Origin of the sequence: Micromonospora acroterricola, assembly GCF_003172955.1 — a bacterium.
GTDB lineage: Bacteria > Actinomycetota > Actinomycetes > Mycobacteriales > Micromonosporaceae > Micromonospora > Micromonospora acroterricola.
In genome coordinates this window covers 1-25,480 of record NZ_QGKR01000193.1, presented here as the reverse complement: position 1 = coordinate 25,480, position 25,480 = coordinate 1, and the positions used below count along the sequence as shown (strand labels likewise).

The window sequence follows — 25,480 nt, the reverse complement described above, 5'->3', positions numbered from 1 at the left end:
CTGCCTAGGTAGGGCAGTCGACGTGCCGGAGCGCGCGTTGTTTCGCTCTGATGAACCCATTGACATTGCCGTGATCTACCCGGAACCATCAGCCACAGTCCACGCTCCTGGTTCGTCGGTCATGGGTTGCCATGACAACGATGTCAGGCCGTGGCTCCGAAGAAGTTCATTACGATCCACCGCGGTTCCGGTCCACTCTGCCCAGACGTTTGACGTACTCGACCCGGTTCGAGGCGAAAGGCCCCGCCCCTTATGTCGCATCCCCCCGTTGTGCGTTTCCTGTCCCCCCGACTGATCGCCGCGACAACCGCGGTCCTGCTGCCGGTGGGGCTGCTCGTCGGCGCCCCCCTGGCCAGTGCCGCGCCCACCACCGCGCCACCCGGCACCTTCAGCTCGTCGTTCGAGACCGCCGACCCGCAGCCCGTCGCGAGCACCGTCGAGGTCGACGCGAGCGGCAAGCCGGTCCAGGCGAACCTCAACGGCTCGAGCCGCACGGCCCTGCCCGGCAGCCTGCTCGAGCAGGTCGGTGCGGTGACCGCGAGCGCCGAGAACGCGCCGAACGAGACCGCCGCGAAGCTCGCGGACGGCAACCCCTCGACCAAGTGGCTGGCGTTCAACCCGACCGGCTGGGTGACGTACCGGTTGACCACGCCGGCGCCCGTGGTGCGGTACGCCCTGACCTCCGCCGACGACGCTCCGACCCGTGACCCCAGGGACTTCACGGTGCAGGGGTCCAACGACGGCAGCACCTGGACCGACCTGGACCGGCAGACGGGGCAGACCTTCGGTGGGCGGTTCGCCACGAAGACCTACAGCCTCACCAACACGACCGCCTACGGCTACTACCGGCTGAACGTCACCGCGAACTCCGGTGACTCGCTCGTCCAGCTCGCCGGCTGGGACATCAGTGACGGCTCGGACGTCAAGCCGCCGGCGACTCCCATGGTCAGCGTCACCGGCGCCGGTCCGACCGGCGGCTACACCACGAAGCCGGGGGTCGGGTTCAGCGGGCTCGCCTCGCTCCGGTACGCGGGTGGCGCCGAGGCCTCCGGTCGTTCGTACGCGACCAACCGGCTGTTCGACGTCGACATCCCGGTCGGGCCGAAGACCCGCCTCTCCTACAAGATCTTCCCGGAGTTCACGGGCCAGGACGCGCAGTACCCGTCCACCTACGCGGCGGTCGACCTGCACTTCACCGACGGCAGCTACCTGAGCCGGCTCTCGCCCGTCGACCAGCACGGCTACGCGCTCACCGCATCCGGGCAGGGCGCGTCGAAGGTGCTCTACGCCGACCAGTGGAACGCGGTGCGGACCGACATCGGCACGGTCGCCCGGGGCAAGACCATCGATCGCATCCTGCTCGCCTACGACAACCCGCAGGCGACGGGGGAGACCCGGTTCCAGGGCTGGCTCGACGACGTCGCGGTGACGGCCTCGCCGGCCTCGATCGACGGCTCGCGGCTGACCAACTACGTCGACACCCGGCGCGGGACCAACTCCACCGGCGGGTTCTCGCGCGGCAACAACCTGCCGATCACCTCGGTGCCGAACGGCTTCAACTTCTTCACGCCGGTGACCGACGCGACGTCCGACTCCTGGGAGTACCAGTACCACCGCGTCAACAACGCGGCGAACCTGCCCACGCTGCAGGGCCTCGCGATCTCCCACGAGCCGAGCCCCTGGATGGGTGACCGCAACCAGATGTCGGTCATGCCGGTCGCCGGCGACGGACCCCTCACCGGGCCGCCGTCCAGCCGGGCGCTCGCCTTCCGCCACGAGGACGAGACGGCGCAGCCGGACCTCTACCGCGTCGCGTTGCAGAACGGCATGACCGCCGAGATGTCGCCCACCGACCACGCCGGGATCATGCGGTTCACCTTCCCGTCCGGGCCGGCGACCGGGAGCCTCGTCTTCTACAACGGCACGTTCACGATCGGCGCCGGTGGCACGTTCACCGGCTGGGTCGACAACGGAAGCGGCCTGTCGGCCGGTCGCAGCCGGATGTTCGTCTCCGGCGCCTTCGACCGGGCGCCGACGGCGTCCTCCGCGACGTCCGCCACCTTCGACGTCTCCACGAACCGCCAGGTCACCATGCGCATCGCGACCTCGTTCCTCTCGGTCAACCAGGCAGAGCGGAACCTCGACCTGGAGGTCACCGGGAAGAGCTTCGACCAGGTCCACGCCGCCGCCACCGCCGCCTGGCAGGACCGGCTCGGCCGGGTCGAGGTACGGGACGCGACCGAGACGCAGCTCGTGACGATGTACTCGAACCTGTACCGGCTGAACCTGTACCCCAACTCGCAGTCGGAGAACACGGGCACCGCCGCCGCTCCGCGCTGGCAGTACGCGAGCCCGGTGTCGGCGCCGACCGGCACGTCGACCGCCACCCGCACCGGCGCGAAGATCGTCGACGGCCAGATCTACGTCAACAACGGCTTCTGGGACACCTACCGCACCGTGTGGCCCGCCTACGCGCTGCTGTACCCGGACGTCGCGGCCAGGATTTCGGACGGGTTCGTCCAGCACTACCGCGACGGCGGCTGGATCGCCCGCTGGTCGTCCCCCGGCTACGCCGACCTGATGACCGGCACCAGCGCGAACGTCGCACTGGCCCAGGCGTACCTCACCGGGGTCAAGCTGCCCGACCCGCTCGCGGCGTACGACGCGGCGGTCAAGGACGCGACCGTCGCGTCCGGGCGCGGCGCGGTGGGCCGCAAGGGCATCGAGACCTCGCTGTTCCTCGGCTACACGCCGACCTCCACCGGGGAGTCGGTGTCGTGGGCGCTGGAAGGCTTCATCAACGACTACGGCATCGGCAACATGGGCGCGGCCCTGGCGAAGGACCCGGCCACGCCGAAGGCACAGCGCGATCGGCTCAAGGAGGAGTCGCGGTACTTCCTGGAGCGCGCCCGCAACTACGTCCACCTCTTCGACCCGAGGACGAAGCTCTTCCAGGGCCGCGACGCGTCCGGCACCTTCCTCGCCGGTGACCCTCTCGACTGGGGTGGCGTCTACACCGAGACCAACGGGTGGAACTTCGCGTTCACCGCCCAGCAGGACGGCCAGGGTCTGGCCAACCTCTACGGCGGACAGAAGGCGCTGGGGGACAGGCTCGACCAGTTCTTCGCCACCCCGGAGAACGCCGACCGACCCGGCGGGTACGGCGGCACGATCCACGAGATGCTCGAGGCGCGCGCGGTGCGGATGGGCCAGCTCGGCATGAGCAACCAGCCCTCGCACCACATCCCGTACATGTACGACTACGCCGGCGCGCCGGCGAAAACGCAGGCGATCGTGCGTGAGATCCTCCAGCGCCTCTACGTCGGCAGCGAGATCGGCCAGGGCTACCTGGGCGACGAGGACAACGGCGAGATGTCGGCCTGGTACGTCCTCAGCTCGCTGGGCATCTACCCGTTGCAGGCCGGGTCGTCCCACTGGGCCATCGGCTCGCCGCAGTTCACGAAGATGACCGTCCACCGCACGAGCGGCGACATCGTCGTCAACGCGCCGAACAACAGCACGAAGAACGTCTACGTGCAGAGCGTCAAGGTCAACGGGAAGAAGCAGCGCGAGGTGTCCGTCGACGTGTCCGCCCTCGCCAAGGGCGGCACGATCGACTTCCAGATGGGTGCCGACCCGTCGTCCTGGGGCAGCGGCAGGAACGACGCGCCGCCGTCACTGACGAAGGGGGACGCGGCGCCCAAGCCGTTGCAGGACGTCACCGGCCCCGGCCTTGGCACCGCGACCGCGACCGGCGGGCAGGACGCGTCGAAGGTGTTCGACGACTCGTCGACCACCCAGCTGACGTTCACCACCGCGACGCCGCAGGTCAGCTGGGCCTCTCGTGGCACCAGGCAGAAGCCGCGCTACTACACCCTCACCTCCGGTGCGGCCGCGGGCGATCCGGCGGACTGGCGGTTGCAGGGCTCCAACGACGGCCTCACCTGGAGCACCCTCGACACCCGCAGGGGAGAAGTCTTCCCGTGGCGTAACCAGACCCGTCCGTTCACGATCGACGAGCCGGGACGGTTCGCGCAGTTCCGCCTCGTCGTCACGAAGACCGTCGGCGCCGCGCAGACGAACCTCGCCGAGATCGAGCTGCTCGCCGGAGGCGACCTCGAACTCGGTGGTGGCGACATCACGGTGACCGCCGCGGGCAGCGTGCACGCGACGTCCGGCGCGCCCGTCTCGGTGCCACTGGCCACCGTCACCGGGGGCACCGCCAGCGGCTACAAGGCCACGATCGACTGGGGTGACGGCTCACCGGTCACCGACGGCACCCTGACGTTGAGCTCGCGGGCCGTCTACAGCGTCGGCGGCTCGCACACCTACGCCACGCCGGGCCACCACCAGGCGAACGTCACGGTGACCGACGGCACCAGCCAGGGCGCCGTCACGGTCGGCGTCGACGTGGCCTACGTGCCGAGCTCCGGCCTCACCGCGGCGTTCGACACGGTCTGCATCGGCGACGAGGGCGTCGTCGCGGCGAACTGCGACGCCAAGGCGTGGGCGTACTCGCGGGCCGCCCTGACGGCAGCCGGCGTGACCCAGGGCCAGCGGCACCAGGTGCCCGGAACGGCGCTGCAGTTCACGCTGCCGACCGTCCCGGCAGGGCAACCGGACAACACCACCGGCAACGGCAGGACGGTCGTTCTGAACCTTCCGACCGACGCCAGGAGCATCTCGTTCGTCGGCGCCGGCACGCAGGGCAACCAGAGCACCACCGGCACGGCGACGTTCAGCGACGGCAGCACCGCCACCATCCCGATCCAGATGAGTGACTGGACGCTGGGCGGCAACGCCAACGGCACCCCGTCGTACGGCAACATCGTCGTCGCCAAGGCCGCGTACCGGCTGAGCGGCACGAGCCGGGACGGCGCCCAGCCGTTCCTGTTCGCCACCGCGCCGTACCAGATCCCGGCGGGCAAGACGCTCGTCTCGGTGACCCTGCCGACCCAGACCGGCGACCCCGGCTCGGCGGGCAGGATCCACGTGTTCGCCATCGCGGACGACGGCACGCCGGCCGCCGCCCTGGTGACCACCGCGCCGAACGACCAGAAGGCCAACGCCGGGCAGGCACTCTCGGCCAACCTCGGCTCGGTCCGTGGCGGCGTTCCCGGCACCACCGGCTACCGCGCCCGTGTGCAGTGGGGCGACGGCACGGCCCCGGACGACGTCACGATCGGCCCGGACGGTGCGATGAGCGGACGGCACACCTACGCGCAGGAGGGCACCTACACGGTGCACGTCACCGCGTGGGACACGCTGTCCAGCAGCACCGCGACGTTCACGGTGACCGTGGCACGCGGCGCCCTCCAGCCGGCGATCGCGGTGCCGGCGTCCGCCACCGTGGCCACCGGTGACGCGGTCACCGTCAACGGCAGCGGCTTCGCCGCCGGCGAGCAGGTGACCGTGACGCTCGGCACCAGTCCGGCGCGGACCATCACGGTCGAGGCGTCCTCGGCGGGAGCGGTACGCGCCTCCGTCGCGACGTCCGGGAACGCGCAGCCGGGCCGGTACTCCGTCACCGCCACCGGCGCGTCCTCGCGGACGCCGGCGACGGCCACCGTCCAGGTGACCGGGGAGCCGGAGAAGCCGACCTACGAACCGCAGGCGGCGCTGACCACCACCTCGGGACCGCGCGGTACGTCGATCACGGTCGACGGTTCCGGGTTCGCCCCGAACGAGGCGGTCACGGTCAGCTTCGGTGACGGCCTCGCCGTCAGCACCGTGCGGGCGAATGCCGACGGCGTCGTCGCCGGCGCCACGGTCAGCGTCCCCGGGGCGGCCAAGGCGGGCTCGACCAGCGTCACGCTGGCCGGTGCCAGGTCGGTGGCGCGGGTGTCCCTGCCATTCACCGTCACCGTCCGGGACTGACCCGGGGGTAGCCGGAGCGTGTGGGGCGGGCCGTGTTCACTGCCCGCCCCACACGCGTTTCCCGTCCAGCCGTCCCTGCCCGAGGCCGCCGTACCAGGGGCGGCGGGGTTCACCGAAGTGGCAGCAGCGCGTCGAACAGATTACGCAGCGGCCACGCACCGCTGACCCGTGCCGCACGGAAGGCCGTGGCCACCCACACCGGTGGCCACGGCCTTCCGTGGTGACGGCCAGCAAGCTGAGGCCGACGTCGTCGTACACATCGGAGGTGTCCCGCTGGCGGAGGCCGGTCGGGCAGGGGTGCGGCGGGACCATCTGGCCCGATGTGTGGCGGCCGGAGTCGACGGATTACGGGTCGACCTGCCCGCAGGTAGTCTGCGAGACATCCGATGTCCGGAAGGGGGCGAGGTGCCGGTTACCGACGAGGCGATCGACAAGATCAAGGCGATGATCGTGCAGGGGGAGCTGAGCCCGGGTTCCCGGCTGCCCCGGGAGGCTGACCTCGCCGAGCGGCTCGGCCTCTCCCGCAACTCCCTGCGGGAGGCCGTGAAGGCGCTGTCGCTGATCCGGGTGCTGGATGTGCGGCAGGGTGACGGCACGTACGTGACGAGCCTCGAGCCCGCCCTGCTCCTGGACGCCATCGGGTTCGTCGTCGACTTCCATCAGGACGACACGGTGCTGCAGTTCCTGGAGGTGCGCCGCGTGCTCGAGCCCGCCGCGACCGAGCTGGCCGCGATCCGGATGAGCGACGAGGACATCGCCGGCCTGCGCGCGATCCTCGCGGAGTTGGGCGAGGCGCCGACCGTCGAGGCGCTGGTGGCCAACGACCTGCGGTTCCACAACCACATCGCCGCGGGGTCCGGCAACAACGTGCTGTGCTCGTTGATCGACAGTCTCTCCGGGCCGACCACGCGGGCGCGGATCTGGCGCGGCCTGACCCAGGAGGGGGCCGTGCGGCGTACGCGGGAGCAGCACGAGGCGATCTGCGAGGCGATCGAGGCGCGCCAACCCGAGGCGGCCCGGGCCTGGGCGACGGTGCACGTCGCCGGCGTCGAGCAGTGGCTCCGCAATGCGCTCGGCGGACCCGGGTCGGCGTTGCCGCCCGCCTGACCTTGCCGGTGACCCCCTGGTCACGCAGCACAGGGGACGGTCGGTGAGCCGGGCCCTGTTCGATCGCTGTTTTAAGCGCTCCTGGTCATCGGATCTCTCTGACCCAAGTTCTCGACATGCTCTTGCAACACGCGCGTAACTCCACTATACAACCAGGCAACAGATCCGATGTTTGGCCGGAGGTTGTCGAGTGAAGCTGCTTCGAGTGGGGGCGACCGGCCAGGAACGCCCGGCGGCGCTGGACGCGCAGGGCCGGCTCGTGGACCTCTCCGACCTGGTGGTCGAGATCGACGGGGACTTCCTCTCCGGTAACGGCATCGAGGCGGTGCGCGCCGCGGTCACGGGTGGCGACCTGCCCCTGGTGGCCGACCCCGCGCCCCGGGTCGGCCCGCCGATCGCCCGCCCCGGCAAGATCGTGTGCGTCGGGTTGAACTACTCCGACCACGCCGCGGAGACCGGCGCGGAGCCGCCAGCGGAGCCGATCCTGTTCATGAAGGCGCCGAACACCATGGTCGGCCCCAACGACCAGGTCCTGATCCCGCGGGGCAGCGTCAAAACCGACTGGGAGGTCGAGCTCGCGGTCGTCATCGGCCGCACCGCGCGCTACGTGGAGAGCGATGCCGCAGCCCTGGCCTGCGTCGCGGGCTACACCATCTCCAACGACCTGTCGGAGCGCGAGTTCCAACTCGAACGCGGCGGCCAGTGGGACAAGGGCAAGTCCTGCGAGACCTTCAACCCGCTCGGGCCGTGGCTGGTCACGGCCGACGAGGTGCCCGACCCGCAGCGGCTGAACCTGCGCCTGGCCGTCAACGGCACCGCCCGGCAGAACGGCACCACCCAGAACATGATCTTCGGTGTCGCCGAGCTGGTCCGTTACGTGAGCCAGTTCATGGTGCTCGAACCGGGGGACGTCATCAACACGGGCACACCGGCCGGCGTGGCGCTCGGGCAGCCGGAACCGAAGCCCTACCTGCGTGCCGGTGACCTGATCGAGGTCGAGATCGACGGCCTCGGCGCGCAGCGCCAGACGGTGGGGGCGGCGGCATGACCGCGCGGATCACCGGCCTGCGGACGTACGACATCCGGTTCCCCACCTCCCGGGAGCTCGACGGCTCCGACGCCATGAACCCGGATCCGGACTACTCGGCGGCGTACGTCGTCATCGACACGGATCACCCGGACGGCCACGAGGGCCACGGGTTCGCCTTCACGATCGGTCGCGGCAACGACATCCAGACCACGGCGATCCGCGCGCTGGAGTCGTACGTCGTGGGGCGCCCGCTCGACGGCACGCTGAGCGACCTCGGCGGCGTGTGGCGGGAGATGGTGCACGACTCGCAGCTGCGCTGGCTCGGCCCGGAGAAGGGCGTCATGCACATGGCGATCTCCGCGGTGGTCAACGCGCTGTGGGACCTGCGCGCCAAGCGGGCGGGCAAGCCACTGTGGAAGCTGCTCGCCGACTCCACCCCGGAAGAGCTGGTCGACCTGGTCGACTTCCGGTACCTGTCCGACGCGCTCACCCCCGCCGAGGCGCTGGAGATCCTCCGCCGGGCGGAACCGGGCCGGGCCGAGCGGGAGGCGTACCTGCTCGAGCGCGGCTACCCGGGCTACACCACCACGCCGGGCTGGCTGGGGTACGACGACGCCAAGCTCGCGCGTCTCTGCAAGGAGGCCGTCGCGGACGGCTTCACCCAGCTCAAGCTGAAGGTCGGGGCCAACCTCGCCGACGACGTACGGCGGATGGGCATCGCCCGGGCGGCCGTCGGCCCGGACATCCGCATCGCCGTCGACGCCAACCAGCGGTGGGACGTCGGTCAGGCCATCACCTGGGTGCGGGAGCTGTCCCGCTTCGACCCGTGGTGGGTCGAGGAGCCGACCAGCCCCGACGACGTGCTCGGCCACGCCACCATCGCCCGGGCGATCTCCCCGGTGAAGGTCGCCACCGGGGAGCACGTGCAGAACCGGGTGGTCTTCAAGCAGCTCCTCCAGACCGACGCGATCTCCTACCTGCAACTGGACGCCGCGCGGGTGGCGGGCGTCAACGAGAACGTGGCGATCCTGCTGCTGGCGGCGAAGTTCGGGGTGCCGGTGTGCCCGCACGCCGGCGGGGTCGGCCTCTGCGAGCTGGTGCAGCACCTGTCGATGTTCGACTTCCTGGCGGTGTCCGGCTCCATGGACAACCGGGTGATCGAGTTCGTCGATCACCTGCACGAGCACTTCGTCCACCCGGTCGTCATCCGCAACGGCAACTACCTGGCCCCGACCGCGCCCGGGTTCAGCTCCGACCTCCGGCCGCAGACGCTGATCGACTACGCCTACCCGCACGGCCCCGTGTGGATGGAAGGAGAGGCGGCATGAGCGCCGAGTTCGCCGGCCTGCGCGCCGTGGTCACCGGGGGCGGCTCCGGCATCGGTCTCGCGACCGCCCGGCTGCTCGTCGAGCGGGGCGCCGCGGTCGCCTGCCTCGACCTGGACCCGTCCGGCGTGCCGGCCCCGCTGCACGGCATCGTCTGCGACGTCACCGACGCGGAGCAGGTGACCCGGGCCGTCGCCGAGGCCGCGCGGCGCCTCGGTGGGATCGACGTGCTGGTCAACAACGCCGGCACCGGCGCGCAGGGCACCGTCGAGGCGAACGCCGACGACGAGTGGCACCGGGTCTTCGACGTCAACGTGGTGGGCATCGTCCGGGTCACCCGGGAGGCCCTGCCGCACCTGCGGGCGTCATCCCACGCGGCCGTGGTCAACACCTGCTCGATCGCCGCGACCGCCGGCCTGCCCAACCGGGCGCTCTACAGCGCGACGAAGGGTGCGGTGCAGGCGCTGACCCTCGCCATGGCCGCCGACCACATCGCCGAGGGGATCAGGGTCAACTGCGTCAATCCCGGCACGGCCGACACCCCCTGGGTCCGCCGGCTGCTCGCCGCGGCCGACGACCCGGACGCCGAACTGGCCGCCCTGCGCGCACGTCAGCCGATCGGCCGGCTGGTCTCCGCCGCCGAGGTCGCCGCCGCGATCGCGTACCTGGCCAGCCCGCTGGCCGCGTCCACCACCGGGACCGTGCTCGCCGTCGACGGTGGCGTGCACGGGCTCCGCCTCCGGCCGGCCACCACGGCGGCCGCGGACCGCGAAAACCCTTCCCTGCCAGTGAATCGAGGAAAGCCATGACGATCGGTGTGACCGCCCGAGGGGTGCTCGGGCTGTCCATGGCCGTGGCGCTGGTCGCGTCCGCGGCGGCGTGCAGCAAGGACTCCGCCGAACCCGCCGCCGGCGGAGGAGGCACCGGGTCCGTCGGTGTCGACCTGCCGCGCGCCGACTCCGACTTCTGGAACGCGTACGCCAGCTACATCACCCCGAAGGCCGGGGAGGTCGGTGTCGAACTCACCGCGCAGACCAACTCGCAGAACGACATCCAGAAGGTGATCAGCAACGTCGACAGCCTGGTCACCCAGGGCGCGAAGGCGCTCGTGATCGCCCCGCAGGACACCGGCGCGATCGGCCCGAAGCTCGACGAGCTGGCACAGAAGAAGATTCCGGTGGTCAGCGTGGACACCCGGCCGGACAACGGCAGCGTCTACATGGTCGTCCGCGCCGACAACCGGGCGTACGGCACGAAGGCCTGCGAGTTCCTCGGGGAGAAGCTCGGTGGCAGGGGCAAGGTGATCGAGTTCCAGGGCGCGCTGTCGTCCATCAACGGCCGGGACCGGTCCGAGGCGTTCAAGGAGTGCATGACCACCAAGTTCCCGGGCATCACCGTGTTCGAGGAGCCGACCGAGTGGGAGGGCAGCAAGGCGCAGGCCGCCCTGGAGACCCGGCTGTCGACCGACCCGGACATCAAGGGTGTGTACATGCAGGCCGGCGGGGTGTTCCTCGACCCGACCCTGCAGGTGCTCAAGCAGCGCAAGCTGCTCGTCCCGCCGACGGACCCGCGGCACATCTTCATCGTCTCCAACGACGGCATCCCGCAGGAGCTCGACGCAATCCGCAAGGGCGAGATCGACGCCACCGTCTCCCAGCCGGCGGACGCCTACGCGCAGTACGGCCTGTACTGGGCCAGGCAGGCGATGGAGGGCGTGACGCCGAAGGAGGGCCCGACCGACCACGGCAGCAGCGTCATCAAGCTGCCCAACGGCTACGAGGACCAGCTCCCGGCGCCCCTGATCACCAAGGACAACGTCGACGACCCCGCCCTCTGGGGCAACAAGAAGTAGCGCGGACCGCGCGGCGCCGGGCATCCTGCGGGGCGGCCGGCGCCGCACGGCCCGACGCCGGGATCCGGAGGGACGGTGTGATGGTCGACGACGAGTCCAAACCCGTAGTCGAGGCGGTGGGGGTCGCCAAGCGGTTCGGCCCGACCGTGGCGCTCGCCGACGGAACGCTGACCGTGCTGCCCGGTGAGACGCACGCGCTCGTCGGCCGCAATGGCGCCGGCAAGTCCACGCTGGTCGGTGTCCTGACCGGTCTGCTCAAGCCGGACGCCGGCCAGGTGCGCTTCGCGGGGCGACCGGCGCCGCCGCTGGGCGACCGCGTCGCCTGGCGCCAGCAGGTGGCCTGCGTCTACCAGAAGCCGTCGGTGGTCGGCGAGCTGTCGGTCGCGGAGAACCTCTTCCTCGACCGGCAGCCGCGCGGCCGGTTCGGCCTGCTGTCCCGGTCCCGGCTGAGGCGGGCGGCGAACGACCTGCTGGAGTCGTGGTCGGTGCCGGTGGACGCGGACACGCCGGCGAAGGAGCTGACCGTCGAGCAGCGTCAGCTCGTGGAGATCGCGGGCGCGCTGTCGCACGGCGCCCGGTTCGTCATCCTCGACGAGCCCACCGCGCAGCTCGAGGCGCGGGCCATCGCGCGGCTCTTCGACCGCCTCACCGGCCTCCAGCAGCAGGGCGTCACCTTCCTGTTCATCTCCCACCACCTTCCGGAGATCTACGAGATCTGCCAGCGGGTGACGGTGTTCCGCGACGCCCGGCACATCGTGACGGCGCCGGTCGCGGAGCTGGACCACGCCAGGCTCGTCGAGGCGATGATCGGCGACGCGCACGGGCTGGTGCAGGTCGGAAAGGACCGACCGCCGGTGCCGGACGAGGCCGAGCCGGCGCTCACCCTCGACGCGGTGGGCGTGCCCGACCTCACCGAGCCGATCGACCTGACCATCCGGCAGGGCGAGATCGTCGGTGTGGCCGGCTCCGCCGCGAGTGGCAAGCGGCAGCTCGCCGAGGCCGTGGTGGGGCTGCGTCCGCGTACCGGCCGGGTGCGGGTCGCGGGCGTCACGGTGCGGCCGGCCAGCGTCCCGGCCGCCCTGCGCGCCGGTATCGGGTACCTGCCGGCGGACCGGAACGCCGACGGGTTCGTTCCCGGGCTCTCGGTGGCGGAGAACGCCACGATGACCGTCGCCGACCGGCTCGGCCCGGCCGGCGTGGTGCTGCCGAAGCGGCGCGACGCCCAGGGCCGCCGGGCGATCGCCGACCTCGACGTGCACGCCGCCGGCCCGCACCAGCCGGTCGGGGAGCTGTCCGGCGGCAACGCGCAGAAGGTCGTGATGGCCCGGGCGCTGGCCCGCGATCCCCGGGTCCTGGTGTTGGTGCACCCCACCGTGGGGGTGGACGTGCGGTCGAAGGAGTCGCTGCTCGGCGTGGTGGACGCGGAGACCCGGGCGGGCCGCGGCGCCCTGCTGGTCTCCGACGAGCTGGACGACCTGCGGGTGTGTGACCGCGTGGTGGTGATGGTGGCCGGCCGGGTCGTCGCCGAGCACGGTCGCGGCTGGGACGAGGCCACGCTCGTGGCAGAGATCGAAGGGATCGGTGAGAAGCATGTCTGAGACGCTGGCCGTCGGCGCCCCGGAGGCGCCGCAGCGACCGCCGCGACCCACCGGCCGCCCGAGCAAACGCCTGCGGCTGGCCCGGCTGCGCGACCTCGCCCTGGTCCCACCGATCATCGCGCTGCTGATCTACGGCTACACGCTCAAGCCGGACGTCTTCCTCACCAAGTCCTACCTGGTCGACACGGTGCTGAAGTACCAGACCGAGCTGGCGCTGGTGGTGCTGGCGGAGGCGCTGGTGCTGATCGTCGGGAAGTTCGACCTGTCGCTGGAGTCGGTCGTCGGCATCGCTCCCGCGGTGGCGGTCTTCCTCGTGGTCGGCCAGACCTCGATGCTCGGGGCGCCGTGGCCCACCTGGACGGTCCTGCCGGTGGCGCTGGCGTTCGGCGCCCTGATCGGGGTCTTCAACGGGCTGCTGGTCGTGCGGTTCAAGCTCTCCGCGTTCATCGTGACGCTGGCGATGCTCATCGCGTTGCGCGGGCTGCAACTGGCGATCGTCGGTGGCGCCACCATCTCCAACCTGGCCAACCGGATCCCCACCATCGACAACCTGGGCAGCCTGCGCATCCTCACCGTCCCGCTGTCGATCTGGATCGTGGTCGTGGCGTTCGCCGTGGGCGTCGTCGTGCTCGGCTACACGCGGTTCGGGCGCTCGATCTACGCCGTTGGCGGCAACGCCGACGCGGCGCGGGCCGCCGGCATCCGGGTGGAGCGGGTCATCTGGGTGACGTTCATCGTGGCCGGCGCGCTCGCCGCCCTGGCCGGGCTGATGCTGTCGGCCCGGCTCGGCTCGGTGGCCGCCAACCAGGGCAACGGAATGATCTTCACGGTGTTCGCCGCGGCGGTGATCGGTGGCATCAGCCTCGACGGCGGAAAGGGTTCCCTGGTCGGCGCCCTCACGGGTGTCGTGCTGCTCGGCCTGATCCAGAACGTACTCACCCTGGCCCAGGTCAAACCCGACCAGATCCAGGCCGTCAACGGCCTCGTCATCCTGGTCGCGCTGGTCCTCGCCCGTCTGACCAGCGGCAAGGCGCAGGACTGAGGCGGCATGCGGACCCAGCGACTCGGCCGGTCGCCCGTGCGGGTGACGGAGCTCGGCTTCGGCGCGGCCGCGATCGGCAACCTCTACCAGGCCGTGGACGACGAGACAGCCCGCCGCGCGGTCGACGCCGCCTGGCAGGCCGGGATCCGCTACTTCGACACCGCCCCGCACTACGGGCTGGGGCTGTCCGAGCGGCGGCTCGGCGCCGCGCTGGCAGAGCGCCCCCGCGACGATTTCACCGTCTCCACGAAGGTGGGTCGGCTCCTCATACCCACGCCGGAGACCGCGCACCGGACCGACAAGGCCGGGTTCGACGTGCCCGCCGACCACACGCGACGGTGGGACTTCAGCGCCGACGGCGTACGGCGGTCGCTGGAGTCCAGCCTCGACCGCCTGGGCCTGGACCGGGTCGACCTCGTGCTCATCCACGATCCCGACGAGCACTGGCGGCCGGCCGTCGAGGAGGCGTACCCGGCGCTGCACGAGCTGCGCGACCAGGGTGTCGTGGGCGCGATCGGCGTCGGTATGAACCAGTGGCAGATGCTGGAACGGTTCGTCACGGAGACCGACGTCGACACCGTGCTGGTGGCCGGGCGGTACACGCTGCTCGACCAGTCGGCGGCGCACACGCTGCTGCCGCGCTGCCGGGAACGCGGGGTGTCCGTGCTCGCGGCCGGTGTGTTCAACGGCGGGACGCTCGCCACCGACGACCCGGGTCGTTTGTACGACTACCGGCCGATCCCGGACGCCGTGCGCGACCGGGCCTCCCGGCTCGCCGAGGTGTGCCGGTCGCACGGCGTCACGCTGCCGCAGGCGGCTCTGGCGTTCACCGCGCGGCATCCGGCCGTCGCGTCCCTGGTGGTCGGCGCGCAGACCGCCGCGCAGGTCACCCGCAACGTGGACCTCGCCGGCGCGCCGGTGCCCAACGCGCTCTGGCGGGACCTCGCCGCGGCGGGGCTGGTGCCGGCATGATCGTCGACGGTCACCACCACCTGTGGGATCCCGCGGTGCGCGCGTACCCGTGGCTGTCGGACGACGCCCTCACACCGATCCGCCGCCCCTACACGGTGGCCGACCTGCGCGCCGCCTCCGGTGGCCGGATCGCCGCGACGGTTCTGGTGCAGACCGTGCCGTCGGCCGCCGAGACCGAGGAGTTCCTGGCGACCGCGCGGGCGAGCGGGGGCCTCGTCGCCGGGGTCGTCGGCTGGCTCGACCTGACCCGTCCCGACATCGCCGACGAGATCGACCGGCTGCGCTCCGACGGCCCGCTCGTCGGCGTACGCCACCAGGCGCAGGACGAGCCGGACCCGGCATGGCTGCGGCGGCCCGACGTGACCCGGGGGATCGCCGCGGTCGGGGCGGGCGGGCTGGCGTACGACATCCTCGTGCGCGCCCCCCAGCGGCCCGCCGCCCTGGCCACCGCCCAGCGGGTGGACGGCGTCCGGTTCGTCGTCGACCACGCGGGCAAGCCGGGCATCGCGGCGGGGGAGTGGGAGCCGTGGGCGTCCTGGGTCACCGCCATGGCGCGGTGCCCGGGGGTCGTGTGCAAGTTGTCCGGGCTGGTCACCGAGGCGGCCGGCGACTGGGACGCCACGCGCATCCGGCCGTACGCCGAGCACGTGCTGTCCGCGTTCGGCGCCGACCGGGTGCTGTTCGGCTCGGACTGGCCGGTCTGTGAACTCACCGGCCGGTACGCCGACGTCCTCGCGCTCACCGACGAGCTGCTCGTTGGCTGCACCGAGAGCGAGCGGGCGGCCGTGCTCAGTGACACCGCACGAGCCGTCTACGCCCTGCCGTGACCGCGTCCGGGCCGTCCGCTCCGGCCCACGGGTGACCGGCGTCCCGACCCCGGTGTGGACACGCTCGACACCGACATGTGGGGTGTGACTTCTTCGAGCGGCGGGTGTCGGCGTACCAGCCGAGGGTGACCCGCTCGACGCATCCGGGCAGTCGACGCGGGCCCCCCGCCTGGGGCTGCCGCCGGATCAGAAGTCGTCGACGCTCACCGTCACGCGATGCTCGCTGGACCTCCAGTTCGGGACGTTGATCACGTCGTACCCACCGCCGCGTTGGCCCACCGCGATCCGCACGAGGCCGAGGTGTGCCGGCGCCGCCGGAATGAACACGTCCATGCCGGTGATGAAGGTCTGGCTGAAGAACTCCGGCAGCGGAGCGGTCAGGTCGGTGACGCCGTCGCTGCCGTCGTCGAAGGCGAAGACGGCGATCGTCCGCTTGACGCGCGGCGTGTTCGCCGCGTTCAGGACGTCCCGGCCGTTGATCCAGAGGTTGTCGCCCGCGTCACCCTGGTCGCCCCACCACTCCTTCTGGCGTTGGATCGTCAGCGCGGTGTGCCGGTCGCTGGTGTCGACCAGCGCGCCGAGGCCCTCGCCGGGCCGACTGGTCGCCAGGCGTACGAACGAGTCGGACCGCAGGAACGGCTGGAAGTAGAAGTGGTGCGTCGCGGCGCCGGCGCGCACGATCGCGAACTCGTACCGGGCGGTGGCGAGCACCGGGAACGGTCCGAAGGAGCCGTCGTCGCCGAGTGGCACCCGGTGTGCGGGCCTGCTCGACAGCCGGCCGCCCGTCAGGGAGCTGACCGGATAGACCTCCAGCGTCGCGTCGCCAACCCCGACGTTGCTCGGGAAGAGCACCGCGCGGCCGGAGACCCGGGCGGTGCCGAAGAGTTGCGGCACGATGGTCGTCGTGCGGGGCGCGCGGCCCTGGAGGAACCGGAAGATCTCGCCGAACGACTCCCGCGACGACACGGTCTGGGTGTGCGACTGCTGGGGGAAGTACACGTTGGTCGCGCCCACGACGGCACGGGCCGGGTCGCCCTCGCCCCAGATCGCCAGGGTGGGCACGCCGCCCGGCGGTGATCCGGCGGTACGTCCGTCCAGATTGACGTAGTGCGCCGCGCGCGCGGCACGGGCCGGTGAGCTGTTGAGGTAGCCCTGCGTGACGAAGGTGCCCAGCGAGTGCGCGAGCAGGTCCACCCTGTCCGCGCCGGTCTCGGCCAGCAGCCGCGAGATCCGCGCGTCCAGCCCGGCGTACACCTGGGGCAGGATCGTGGCGACGTTCGGCGAGTCGTACTCGTGTGCCTCGATGATGTCCATCGGGTACCCGTTGCTGGCCAGGCGCTTGGCCTGGGACTGGAACTGCGCCGCCGACCCGGCGCTGCCGTGCACGAAGATCACCGGGCGGTGGGGCGGTGCGGCGGCCCCGGCGGCGCCCGGAACGGCGGCGACGGTCGGGCCGGCGGCGAGGGCCACCCCGGCCAGAAGGGAGAGCAGTCTCCGTCGGGACGTGTGCATCGATCCTCCACCTCGGTAGACGAACTATTTGCACTTGTAGCGCAAGTATCGTCTCAGGGTCCGGGCCGGCGGTCCACACCCGCTTCGCGATCGAATGCGCGGGCAACAAGTTCAAGCGCGCTAGGCGCGGCTGGCGCAGCCGACACACGTGCGTGCCGAGGGGCGGGCGGCCAGCCGCTCGGCGGGAATCTGCCCGGAGCACCTCTCGCACACGCCGTACGTGCCGGCGTCGACCCGTTGCAACGCGACGTCCAGCTCGGCGAGGCGCCGGCGCGTCGCGTCCCGCACCGCGGTGAGCTGCGCCCGTTCGAACGCGATCGTGCTGCCCTCGGGGTCGTGTTCGTCATCCGCGTTGGACGACCGGGACGCCTCGAAGAGGCTCCGCAGGTCGCCGTCGAGTGCGGCGGCCTGCGTCCCGGCCTGCTCGCGCAGTCGCAGCAGGGCCGCACGGGCCGAGGCGTTGTCCCTGTTCATGGCCGTTCCACGGTAACCCGACGGCCCGGGACCCGTCGGCTCGCTCACCGCCCGGCGCGAGCGTCCTCGCGGTGTGGGCGGCCGTGCCCGTCGTCGCGGTCGATCCGTAGCTCGCGCTCCAACTCGGCGATGACCGCCCGCAGGTCGTCCAGCCGTTGGCTGATCGCGACGCGGTCCACCTCGTCCGGTACGCCGTCGCCGTCCTCGTCGTACCCGGGGGCCAGCCGTTCGGTCATCTCCAACCGGCGTGCCTCCTCCATCGAGTTGACGATGGAGACCGGGGACCGTGGCGTCAGAGGTGGCCGGTCCGTTCCGGTGTCACCGGGGCCCCGAAGAACGTGGCGAGCGGGTCGACGAACCTCGGGTAGGCCCGGTTGACGGCGTCGTGGCCGCTGCGGGGAATGAGCAGGGTGCGGGCTCGGGGCAGCGCGCTGGCCAGCGCCTCGTTGAGGTCGTCGTAGTAGGGCGGGCTGTCCGCGCCGCGGGCCAGCAGCACCTCGGCGGTGACCCCGGCCCACTGGCTCGCAGGCCCGTCGTGGGCCCGGATCAGGGCGGACTCCTCCAGGGTCATCGGCAGCAGGTCGGCCATCGTCCGCCCGATCGGCGTCCGCATGAACGCACGGATGATCACCAGCCGTACGCCGAACGGGAGCTTCGCCGCCGCCATCTGCGGGTTGATGCCGGCCGCCGTGATGGCGAGGCCCCGGGCGACGTCGCCGGCCCGCAGCGCCTCCTGCGCCGGGGCGAGCCACGCGGCGGGGAAGCCGCCGTCGACGCAGACCGCGGCGTCGTAGAGCGCGAGCCGGGCGATCGGCAGCCGGAGTGCCGCCTGGAGCGCGATGAACCCGCCGGAGCTGTGACCGACGACGTTGCCGGACCCGGTGTGCTCCAGCACCACGGCGAGGTCGTCGATGTCCTGCTCGAAGGTGTAGGGCAGCGACCTGGGCGGGGCGTCCGCCCGCCCCCGCCGGTTGTACAGGTGGACGGTGAACCGGTCGGCGAGCGCCGTGGCCAACCGCCGGTACACGTCGATGGTGACCCCGCCGCCGTGCACCACGACGACCCCGGGCCCGGTGCCCGTGGAGTGCAGCACGATGCTCGCGCCGTCCCGTGCCGTGATCCGTTCCATCGCCGACCCACCTCCCCTGACTGAACTGCGAACGCCGTTTGTAGTTTACAGTAGATCAGTGAGCGACGCACCCACGAGATCCGGCGACGACGGCTCCGGCCGGCAGTCGATCTGGACCAGGCCCGAACGCGGCAGCCGCGGCCCCGTCCCGGCGCACAGTCGCGACGCCATCGTCGAGGCCGCCATCGCGTTGGCGGACGCGGAGGGTCTCCCGGCGGTGTCGATGCGGGCCATCGCCACCGCGCTGGGCACCGGCGCCGGGTCGCTCTACCGGTACCTGTCATCACGGGACGACCTGCTGGACCTGATGACCGACCGGGTGGTGGGGGAGTTGCGGCCGTACCCGCCGGCGGAGGGCGACTGGCTGGACGGGATGCTGCTGCTGGCCCGCCGCCAGTTGGCGTTGCACCGGCGCCACCCATGGCTGATCGAGGTGAGTCACCGGCCGTCCGCGGTCGGCCCCGAGAGCCTGGCCTGGTTCGACAACTGTCTCCGGATCCTGGAACCCGTCGCCTGCGCCGTCACCGCGAAGTTCGAGGCCATCGCGATGGTGACCGGCGTGGTGAGCCTCTTCGCCCGCAGCGCGGCCGCCGCCGGGTCGTTCAGCTTCGCCGGCGCCGACCTGGCGGCGTACCCGCACCTCGTCGCGGCCTTCAGCCAGCCCCCGGCGCCCGCGCCCCGGGCGGACCTCTTCGAGCGGACCCTGCGCGGCCTGCTGACCGGTCTGCTCGTCGCCGATCCCACGGAGGCCGGCTGAGTCGACCCTGCCCGTCACGCTCTGCGCGGCGGTGGCTTCGCGTGCGGGTCCGCCGTCGGCCGGGTGTTTCCCCAGCCGTCGACCGCCCGGCGCGGTGCCGGGTGGTCTAGCTTCGGTGCTGGGGTACGCCGGGGCCACCGGAGGACCCGCGAGCCAACGAGCGGGCGGGTGGGACGAGCCGGCGCGCGACGGTCGGGTGAGAGGTGCGAGCGTGTCAGGTGCGGATCGTGCGAGCCTGCGGGAGCGGGCCGCGAACGGTGACCGGGACGCGGTCGACCAGCTCGTCGAGCTCGCCGGTGAGCAGGGTGACCTGGCGGAGCTGCGGCGACTGGCCGACGCCGGCAGCGCCGACGCGGCGGCTCAGCTCGTCGAGCTCGCCAGCGAGCGCGGTGACATGGACGAGCTGCGGCGCCTGGCCGACCGCGGCGACCGCGACGCGGTCGACCAGCTCGTCGAGCTGGCAGCCGAGCGGGTCGACGTCGCCGAGCTGCGACGGCTCGCCGACGGCGGCAACCGGGACGCGGCCGACGTCCTGGCCGAGCTCACCGAGGACACCGACGACGCCGAGTAGTCCGTGCGGGCGGCCCCGGCGGTCGTGATCGGAGCGCGTCGGGCGGGCGGCGGGTGCGCACCCGCCGCCCGCCCGGAGTCGCCGGTCAGGCCCGGGCGGCCCGGATGGCATCGTGCAGCGGGGTGCTCGGCCGGCCGATCAGGCGGCTGAGGTCGTCGCTGTCGGTCACGAGCTCACCGAGGGCGATCGAGTGGTCGAGCGCGGCGACGAACCCGGCGGTGCCCGCGTCGAGCCCGACGGTCTCCAGGGTCGAGGCCAGGTCGGCGGCCGACATGTCCCGGTGGACGACGGTGGTGCCGGTGACCTCGGTCACGGCCGCGGCCAGCTCGTCGAAGGTGAAGGCGGTCCCACCCAGCTCGTAGACGACGTTGCCGTCCTCCTCGCGGGTCAGCGCCGCGGCGGCGGCGGCCGCGTAGTCGGCCCGGGTCGCGGCGGAGACCTTGTTGCCGCCGGTGGCGCCGAGGATCGTGCCGGTCCGCAGGTACTGCGGCAGCTGGTCGGTGTAGTTCTCGGTGTACCAGCTGTTGCGCAGCACGGTGTGAGCCAGGCCGGATGCGGCGAGGATCTCCTCGGTGGCCCTGTGCTCCGACGCCAGCGGGTTCGTGGTGGTGTCGGCGCGCAGGATGCTGGTGTAGATCAGGCGCTCGACCCCGGCGAGCCGGGCCGCGTCGATGACCGCGGTGTGCTGGGCCACGCGCTGGCCCGGCGTGTCGCCGGAGATGAGGAGCAGGCGGCGTACGCCGGCCACGGCGCCGGGCAGCGTCGACGGGTCGTCGTACGTGGCCCGGCGGATCTCGACGCCCCGCGCGGCGAGATCCGTGGCCTTCTCCGGGCTGCGGACGATGGCGGCGATCTCGGCCGCGGGTACGCCGGTGTCGAGCAGTCGCCCGATCACGAGGCGGCCCAGTCGGCCGGTGGCGCCGGTGACGGCATAGGTGGGCATGGAACCTCCGCTACGGCGATGACGAACTGGAAGCACTTACGAATCTACAGTACATGCTTGCCCGTAACTGTGGGGTAGGCTCGTGGCGTGGACGACATGCCTGCCCAGGACCCGGCGGGGCCTACCCAGGAACTGGTCAGCGATGTCTTCGCACGGGGCTGCACGTCCCGGGCGGCCTTCGAGGACGTCACCTCGAAGTGGGCCTCCCTCGCACTGCTGGCACTCGGCGAGGGTCGCTACCGGTTCAACGCGCTCCGCCGCCGCATCGACGGGGTCAGCGAGCGGATGCTCTCGCAGACCCTCCAGACCCTGGAGCGGGACGGCATGCTCACCCGCGAGGTCCTCACGGCGATCCCACCGCGCGTCGAATACTCGCTCACCCCCCTCGGCGCCCGGGTGGCCGAGCAGCTCCGCGGTCTCGCCGACCTGCTGGAGGCGTCGGTGCCCGAGCTGCGGACGGCGCGCGACGCCCACGAGCGCGACCGCGACTGACCCGGCGCCGTTTCCCGAGCCGTGGACAGGGGACGCCGGCTAGCTCATCAATCTTGGACAATCCTTGGACAAGCTTGAACGGCTCGGGCTGACGCGGCTTCCCGGCACGACGCCCGGGTGAAGGAACGGTGTTGATGCCCACGGAATTCGGCCTGCTGGGCGATCTCCAGGCACAGGTTGACGGCAGGCCGCTCGACGTGGGTCACGTCCGACAGCGCTGCGTTCTGGCCGCGCTGCTCGTCGACGTCAACCAGGTCGTCCAGGTCGGGCAGCTCGTCGACCGGGTGTGGGGTGAGCACGCGCCGACGGGCGCCCATGCCACTCTCTACAGCTACGTGTCCCGGCTGCGCGCCTGCCTCGCACCCGCCGACGACGTCCAGATCGTCCGCCAGTCCGGCGGGTACCTCCTCGCCGCCGACGCCGCCTCGGTGGACCTGCACCGGTTCCACCGGCTCGCGGGGCTGGCCCGGACGACACCGGACGCCGGGCAGGCCCTGCGCATCTTCGAGGAGGCGCTGGGTCTCTGGCGCGGCCTGCCGCTCGCACCGCTGGACACGCCCTGGGCCAACGGCCTGCGGGACGCGTTGCAGCGCGACCGGGTCGCCGTCGACCGCGACCGCACGGACCTGGCACTGCGCCACGGCCAGCACGCCGCGCTGGCGCCCTATCTGATGGCGTGCGTCGAGGAGCACCCACTCGACGAGCGGCTGGTCAGCCAGCTGATGCTCGCGCTGAGCCGCTGCGGACTGCAGGCGGAGGCGCTCGACCAGTACGACCGGTTGCGGCGTCGCCTCGCCGACTCCCTCGGTGTCGACCCGACGCCGGAGCTGCAACGGCTGCACACCGACGTCCTCAAGGGCGACACGGAGCTGCGGGAGCCGACCGGGTCGGTGGCGGCCGGCGAGGCGACGATGCCGCGCCAGCTACCCGCGCCGCCGCCGCACTTCGCCGGCCGTGCCCACGAGCTGGCGGAGCTGACCCGCGTGCTGTCCGTCCGCGACGGCGCCGCGCTGTCGGTGGCGATGTGCGCGGTGGGCGGGACCGGCGGCGTCGGCAAGACCTCCCTCGCGCTGCGGTGGGCCCACGACAACCTGGCCAGCTTCCCCGACGGCCAGCTGTACGTGAACCTGCGGGGCTTCGACCCGGGCGGGCCGATGACCCCGGAGGTCGCGCTGCGCGGGTTCCTCGACGGGTTACGGGTGCCGCCCGCGTCGATCCCGGCCGATCTGGACGCCCGCGCCGCGCTCTACCGCAGCCTGGTCGCCGGCCGCCGGATGCTGATCCTGCTCGACAACGCGCACGGGATGGAGCAGGTGGTGCCGCTGCTGCCGGGCGGCCCCGGCTCCGTCGTGTTGATCACCAGCCGGGTCCGGCTCGGCGGGCTGATCACCACCTACGGCGCGCGGTGGCTCGGGTTGGACGTCCTCGACGGCGAGGAGGCCCACGAGCTGCTGGCCCGGCGGCTCAGCCGGCAGCGGGCGGACGCCGAGGCGGCCAGCCTCCGGGAGATCGTGCGCCGCTGCGGCGGGCTCCCCTTGGCGCTGAGCATCGTCGCCGCGCGGGCGGTCATGCAGCCGGACCTGCCGCTCGACGCGGTGACGGAGGAGCTGCGCGAGGAGGCCACCCGACTCGACGCGCTGAACGCCGGCGACCTGACCGCCGACCTCCGAGCGGTCTTCGCCGCCTCCCACCACCGCCTCGCCGCCGCGCCGAGCCTGCTGTTCCTCCTGCTGGGGCTGGCGCCCGGGCCGGAGATCGGGCTCGCGGCCGCGGCGCGCCTGGCCGGTCTGCCGCCGACCCGCACCCGGCTGCTGCTGCAGACGTTGCAGGACCACCACCTGGTCCAGCAGCACCGCCCGGAGCGCTACCGCCTCCACGACCTGGTCCGCCTGTACGCGGCGGACCGCGCGCACCGGGACCAGCCGGCGGACCTGCTGGCGGCCGCCCTGCGCCGGCTCGTCGAGCACTACCTGGACACCGCGCAGCGGGCGGCCCGGGTGCTCGACCCGCAGCGGGAGCCGGTGGCGGCGGGGCCGGCGCCGACCGACGAGACGGCGGGCGAGTTCGCCGGCCAGCCCGAGGCGCTGGCCTGGTTCGCGCGCGAACACCAGATGCTGCTCGCCACCCTGGAGCACACCGTCGCGCAGGGGCTCGACCGGCACACCTGGCACCTCGCCTGGACCCTGGAGACCTTCCTCGACTACCAGGGCCACTGGCGGGACTGGGCGTACACCCAGCGGCTGGCGCTGGACGCGGCCCGGCGGCTGGACGACCCGTTGCGGCAGGCGCACGCGTACCGCAGCCTGGGGCTGGCCGAAACCCAACTGGGGCTGCTCGACGACGCGTACGACAACCAGCGGCGGGCGCTCGCGCTCTTCGGCGAGCTGGGCGACGAGGGCAGACAGGCGGACATCGCGCGTGGTCTGGGCTGGATCTGCCACCAGCGGGGCAACTGGGCCGAGGCGCTGGACTTCAACCAGCAGGCTCTGAAGCTCTACCAGCATCTCGACCAACGCCCCGGGCAGGCGCTGGCGCTGAACAACCTCGGCTGGCTGCACGTGCTGCTGGGTGAGCACCGGCAGGCGTTGGCCTACTGCGCCCAGGCCGTGGCGGTCCACCAGGAGATCGGTGACGCGCACGCCGAGGCCGGCGCGTGGGACAGTCTGGGCTTCGCCCACCATCACCTCGGGGAGTACGCGCAGGCCGTCCGCTGCTACGAACGGGCGCTGGATCTGGTCCGGGGGTTCCACGACCGGTTCAACGAGGCGGACATCCTGCGCCACCTGGCCGAGACGCGGCAGGCGACCGGCGACCCCGAGGGCGCCCGGGGCTGCCTGGAGGCTGCCCTGAGCCTGTTGCAGCAGCTCGACCATCCGGATGCCCCGCAGGTCCGTGCGGACCTCGACCGGCTCGGCGGGTCGCCGTAGCGCGAGTGCGGCCCGGATCGGCCGGTCAGGCGTTGAGCGTCTCGCGGGGCGGCACGCCGTAGCTCGCCTGGTACCGGGCGGTGAACCTGCTGTGGTTGGCGAATCCCCACCGGCTGGCGATCGCCGACACGGTGTCCCGACGCGGGTCGGCCCGCACCAGATCGTGGTGGGCCCGGTCGAGCCGGACCCGTCGCAGGTACGCCATGGGGGTCGTGCCGAGGTGACGGCGGAAGGCGAGTTGCACCGCCCGCAGGGAGACGGCGGCGGCGCCGGCGATGTCGGCCGCGCTGATGTCCCGGTCGGCGTGCTCCTCCATGAAGGCGATCGCCCGGCGCACGGTGGAGGTGCTGGCGTCGCGCCGGTCCTCGATCGTCGGATCGCTGACCGCCGTGTTGGGAAAGACCGTGAGCGCCGTGGCGGCGAGCATCCGCGCGGCGTTTCCGATGACCAGCGGCTGGGTGCTGGCGACCGGGTTGTTCAGGACGACGTCGCTGACGTAGGTGGTGGTGTTGCGCCACTGCCGGGCGAGGGCCGCGGCGGCGGGGCCGATGTCGGTGAACCGGATCCGACCGGGGCGCCGGGCCGGAGCGGTGCTGGCGACCTGTGCCAGCACCGCGAGATCCAGCACGCAGACCTCCACCTCGCCGGGGTGCCAGCGCACGGTGAACGGCAAATCGGGCCTGGTGCCGAGGAAGACGTCGCCGGGAGCGAACCGGTGGGTCACCTCGTCGCAGGTGCGCGCGACACGGGCGGTGCGGGTGCGGCAGACGACCAGCCCGGCGATGTCGCCCACGCCGATGTCGAGGCACGCCGTCTGGTCGATGGTCGCGAGCGCGAACGGCCCGGTGTCGACGCGCTGGTGGACGAGCCGGTATCCCTTGTCGCCGCCGTGGATGCGCAGTTGTGTGCCGTACGTGGCCGCCAGGAAGTGGTGGGTGGCCACCGCGTCGTTGCTGTCGAACCGTTGGATCTGCACGGGTGACGTCATCCGCTGTCTCCGTCCGGGGATGGGTGCCGCCGGGTGGTGGACCGGGAGGGCGGCGGG

General features: G+C 72.3%; 20 protein-coding genes. 14 read left to right on the top strand and 6 right to left on the bottom strand.

The features are described from left to right. Window positions 1–270: 270 nt before the first annotated feature. The 10 genes from DKT68_RS14465 to DKT68_RS14420 all read left to right on the top strand — a co-directional run bounded on the left by DKT68_RS14465 (window position 271) and on the right by DKT68_RS14420 (window position 15,630). Complete coding sequence (locus DKT68_RS14465) at window positions 271–5,877, top strand: GH92 family glycosyl hydrolase (RefSeq protein WP_236646895.1); 5,607 nt, start codon at window positions 271–273, stop codon at window positions 5,875–5,877. 405 nt (window positions 5,878–6,282) lie between these two features. Next, window positions 6,283–6,984, top strand: coding sequence for a FadR/GntR family transcriptional regulator (locus DKT68_RS14460; RefSeq protein WP_109817923.1), 702 nt, complete (start codon window positions 6,283–6,285; stop codon window positions 6,982–6,984). Between the two features lie 190 nt (window positions 6,985–7,174). Continuing rightward, window positions 7,175–8,032, top strand: a complete 858-nt coding sequence (locus DKT68_RS14455; RefSeq protein WP_109817922.1) for a fumarylacetoacetate hydrolase family protein — start codon at window positions 7,175–7,177, stop codon at window positions 8,030–8,032. Next, on the top strand, window positions 8,029–9,342 hold the full coding sequence (locus DKT68_RS14450) for an L-fuconate dehydratase (protein ID WP_109817921.1): 1,314 nt from the start codon (window positions 8,029–8,031) through the stop codon (window positions 9,340–9,342). Before DKT68_RS14455 ends, DKT68_RS14450 begins: the two co-directional genes overlap by 4 nt. Continuing rightward, window positions 9,339–10,148, top strand: a complete 810-nt coding sequence (locus tag DKT68_RS14445) for an SDR family NAD(P)-dependent oxidoreductase (protein ID WP_109817920.1) — start codon at window positions 9,339–9,341, stop codon at window positions 10,146–10,148. Before DKT68_RS14450 ends, DKT68_RS14445 begins: the two co-directional genes overlap by 4 nt. Then, window positions 10,145–11,191, top strand: coding sequence for a sugar ABC transporter substrate-binding protein (locus DKT68_RS14440; protein WP_109817919.1), 1,047 nt, complete (start codon window positions 10,145–10,147; stop codon window positions 11,189–11,191). The genes DKT68_RS14445 and DKT68_RS14440 overlap by 4 nt, the downstream gene beginning before the upstream one ends. 80 nt (window positions 11,192–11,271) lie before the next feature. After that, window positions 11,272–12,789, top strand: coding sequence for a sugar ABC transporter ATP-binding protein (locus DKT68_RS14435; protein WP_109817918.1), 1,518 nt, complete (start codon window positions 11,272–11,274; stop codon window positions 12,787–12,789). Next, window positions 12,782–13,831 carry an ABC transporter permease gene (locus DKT68_RS14430; RefSeq protein WP_109817917.1) on the top strand — a complete coding sequence of 350 codons (1,050 nt, stop codon included), beginning with the start codon at window positions 12,782–12,784 and terminating at the stop codon, window positions 13,829–13,831. Before DKT68_RS14435 ends, DKT68_RS14430 begins: the two co-directional genes overlap by 8 nt. Window positions 13,832–13,837: 6 nt before the next feature. Then, window positions 13,838–14,803, top strand: a complete 966-nt coding sequence (locus DKT68_RS14425; RefSeq protein ID WP_109817916.1) for an aldo/keto reductase — start codon at window positions 13,838–13,840, stop codon at window positions 14,801–14,803. After that, the gene (locus DKT68_RS14420; protein ID WP_201749037.1) at window positions 14,800–15,630 is read left to right on the top strand and encodes an amidohydrolase family protein; all 831 of its coding nucleotides are present in this window, start codon (window positions 14,800–14,802) and stop codon (window positions 15,628–15,630) included. Before DKT68_RS14425 ends, DKT68_RS14420 begins: the two co-directional genes overlap by 4 nt. A 186-nt stretch (window positions 15,631–15,816) precedes the next feature. On the opposite strand, the gene DKT68_RS14415 is transcribed toward DKT68_RS14420, so the two are convergent. The 4 genes from DKT68_RS14415 to DKT68_RS14400 all read right to left on the bottom strand — a co-directional run bounded on the left by DKT68_RS14415 (window position 15,817) and on the right by DKT68_RS14400 (window position 18,745). Further along, window positions 15,817–17,142: an alpha/beta hydrolase gene (locus tag DKT68_RS14415; RefSeq protein ID WP_109817915.1), complete on the bottom strand. Its 1,326-nt coding sequence runs from the start codon at window positions 17,140–17,142 to the stop codon at window positions 15,817–15,819. A gap of 120 nt (window positions 17,143–17,262) precedes the next feature. Continuing rightward, window positions 17,263–17,616: a TraR/DksA family transcriptional regulator gene (locus DKT68_RS14410; protein ID WP_109817914.1), complete on the bottom strand. Its 354-nt coding sequence runs from the start codon at window positions 17,614–17,616 to the stop codon at window positions 17,263–17,265. A gap of 44 nt (window positions 17,617–17,660) precedes the next feature. Then, window positions 17,661–17,876 (bottom strand): hypothetical protein, encoded by a 216-nt coding sequence (locus DKT68_RS14405; RefSeq protein WP_236646894.1) that lies wholly within the window; start codon window positions 17,874–17,876, stop codon window positions 17,661–17,663. 32 nt (window positions 17,877–17,908) lie between these two features. After that, window positions 17,909–18,745: an alpha/beta fold hydrolase gene (locus tag DKT68_RS14400; protein ID WP_109817913.1), complete on the bottom strand. Its 837-nt coding sequence runs from the start codon at window positions 18,743–18,745 to the stop codon at window positions 17,909–17,911. Between the two features lie 58 nt (window positions 18,746–18,803). Here DKT68_RS14400 and DKT68_RS14395 point away from each other — a divergent pair, with 58 nt between their 5' ends. Then, window positions 18,804–19,502: a TetR/AcrR family transcriptional regulator gene (locus DKT68_RS14395; RefSeq protein WP_109817912.1), complete on the top strand. Its 699-nt coding sequence runs from the start codon at window positions 18,804–18,806 to the stop codon at window positions 19,500–19,502. A 211-nt stretch (window positions 19,503–19,713) separates the two neighbouring features. Then, on the top strand, window positions 19,714–20,073 hold the full coding sequence (locus DKT68_RS14390; protein WP_236646893.1) for a hypothetical protein: 360 nt from the start codon (window positions 19,714–19,716) through the stop codon (window positions 20,071–20,073). A gap of 85 nt (window positions 20,074–20,158) precedes the next feature. On the opposite strand, the gene DKT68_RS14385 is transcribed toward DKT68_RS14390, so the two are convergent. Beyond that, entirely contained in the window at window positions 20,159–21,016 is an 858-nt protein-coding gene (locus DKT68_RS14385; RefSeq protein ID WP_109817911.1) for an NAD(P)H-binding protein, read from the bottom strand. A 96-nt stretch (window positions 21,017–21,112) separates the two neighbouring features. Here DKT68_RS14385 and DKT68_RS14380 point away from each other — a divergent pair, with 96 nt between their 5' ends. Next, the gene (locus tag DKT68_RS14380; protein ID WP_109817910.1) at window positions 21,113–21,508 is read left to right on the top strand and encodes a winged helix-turn-helix transcriptional regulator; all 396 of its coding nucleotides are present in this window, start codon (window positions 21,113–21,115) and stop codon (window positions 21,506–21,508) included. A 134-nt stretch (window positions 21,509–21,642) separates the two neighbouring features. Continuing rightward, window positions 21,643–24,435 (top strand): AfsR/SARP family transcriptional regulator, encoded by a 2,793-nt coding sequence (locus DKT68_RS14375; RefSeq protein WP_109817909.1) that lies wholly within the window; start codon window positions 21,643–21,645, stop codon window positions 24,433–24,435. Window positions 24,436–24,460: 25 nt separating this feature from the next. Here DKT68_RS14375 and DKT68_RS14370 read toward each other — a convergent pair whose 3' ends face one another. Further along, on the bottom strand, window positions 24,461–25,423 hold the full coding sequence (locus DKT68_RS14370) for a helix-turn-helix transcriptional regulator (RefSeq protein WP_146218368.1): 963 nt from the start codon (window positions 25,421–25,423) through the stop codon (window positions 24,461–24,463). Window positions 25,424–25,480 lie beyond the last annotated feature (57 nt).